Here is a 1776-nt window from a genome sequence, read left to right as displayed (position 1 = left end):
TCGGCTATGTGCTCGCAGCTCGTATTGACCGTCAGATCGGGCCGCGCGGCCGCATAGTCGAGTGCGTACATATCCGCTGTGACCGCCCGGAAACGGTCGCCGGCTTCCCGGTTGAGGGTCCGGGCGACCGGCGCGACTTCGGGATCGATGTCGATGCTATCGACCGCCGCGATGTCGAAGCGGGCGTCGTTGAGAAGCATCGCCGGCAAGACGCCGTACCATCCACCCAGAACCCATATGCGGCCGAACCGGCCGCCGAAGCTTTCGAACAGCCTGTCGCGCGCCCACATCTTGCAGGCGACCTGCTTGTGGTTGAAGGCATTGGCGATATCGGCCTCCGGATGCTTGGCGACGACGCGCGCCAGCCCTGCCACGAGAGGGCTGTTGACATAGGCAGCAATTCCCCGCGTGAGGTCCAGGGCTTGCTCGTGCCAGTCCATGCCGGCATTGCGCGGTTGCGTAACATCCATCATATTCGTCTTGTATGTTGGGATTTCGGGCGACACAACGCAATCTTGCCTCCCGCAAGGCCGTTTGATTCGCGGACGTGATTATGCTGCAAGCCGCTTCGCCATTGCCCGGTGCCGGAGAGAGCCTGTTGCGTCTGTCCGGACCATCGGCGCCGATCCGCCAGCGCCTGCCGCGCAACTGGGGCCTCGTGCTGGAACGCGCCGCCTCACAGGTTCCTTACGGAGTCGAGCGCAGGACAATCGCCGTCCACTGCAGCTTCGAGCTTGTCGCTGGCGACGAAGAAATCGCCGATCCGCCATTCGCCAGCAGGTGCTCTTGCATCCTGCATCCTTCCAACTGAAGGTCCACAGTCGCATATGGAACCCAGCCTAGCCCGCTATATCTGGACGCACACCAAGAAGCAGCAGGTCTGGATATTGATCATCGTCTTGCTTTCGATGATCCCGTATTTCATGTCCTTCGACCTGCCGAAGCTGATCGTCAACGGCCCGATCCAAGGAAGCGGCTTCGAGCAACCCGGCGCGACCCGGCCATTCATGAAGCTACACTACAACCTGCCGTTCATTGGAGAGGTCCAGTTCTTCTCCGGTTTTCAGCTCGACCGCAAGGAGACGCTGTTTGCCCTGAGCCTTGTGTTCCTCTTGCTGGTCGTCATCAACGGCCTGTTCAAACTCTACATCAACACCTACAAGGGCCGCCTCGGCGAACGCATGCTGCGGCGTATCCGCTTCGATCTGGTCGATCGTGTGCTGCGGTTTCCGCCGGTTTACTTCAAGCGGGTGAAATCCGCCGAAGTGGCGACCATGGTGAAGGACGAGGTGGAGCCGCTGGGCGGCTTCATCGGCGATGCCTTCCTGCAGCCGGTACTGCTCGGAGGCCAGGCGCTGACGGCCATGCTGTTCATCATGGTCCAGAACGTCTGGCTCGGAATGATAGCGGTCGTGATCGTGGTGATCCAGATCGTGCTCATCCCGCGAATGCGGCGGCGGCTGATCGTGCTCGGGCGCGAGCGGCAGTTGACGGCGCGGGCGCTTTCGGGCCGGGTTGGCGAAATTGTCGACGGCATCGGCGCGGTCCACGTCCACGATACATCAAACTACGAGCGCGCCGACATAGCTGCCCGGCTCGGGCTCATCTTCAAGATCCGCTTCGACCTTTACCAATGGAAATTCATGGTAAAGTTCCTCAACAATTTTCTCGCGCAGCTCACGCCCTTTCTGTTCTACATGATCGGCGGGTATCTGGTCATCCAGGGACGGCTGGACGTCGGCCAGCTCGTGGCCGTGATCAGCGCCTACAAGGACC

Annotated in this window: 2 protein-coding genes and 1 pseudogene; 2 read left to right on the top strand and 1 reads right to left on the bottom strand. The window is 61.0% G+C overall.

Annotated elements, in window-relative coordinates; translation table 11 throughout:
- Nucleotides 1-470, bottom strand: a pseudogene (locus tag ACXJ7R_RS31700) (class I SAM-dependent methyltransferase); the annotation flags it as partial.
- An 83-nt stretch (nt 471-553) separates the two neighbouring features.
- On the opposite strand from ACXJ7R_RS31700, the gene ACXJ7R_RS31695 reads away from it, so the two are divergent.
- Nucleotides 554-811: a hypothetical protein gene (locus ACXJ7R_RS31695; RefSeq protein WP_095083927.1), complete on the top strand. Its 258-nt coding sequence runs from the start codon at nt 554-556 to the stop codon at nt 809-811.
- 16 nt (nt 812-827) lie between these two features.
- Nucleotides 828-1776 (top strand): ABC transporter transmembrane domain-containing protein (locus ACXJ7R_RS31690; protein WP_457155252.1); only part of this gene is annotated, 949 nt, incomplete at its 3' end.

It is taken from the genome of Mesorhizobium sp. P5_C1 (assembly GCF_054049815.1).
This window is presented reverse-complemented; position numbering and strand designations above follow the sequence as displayed.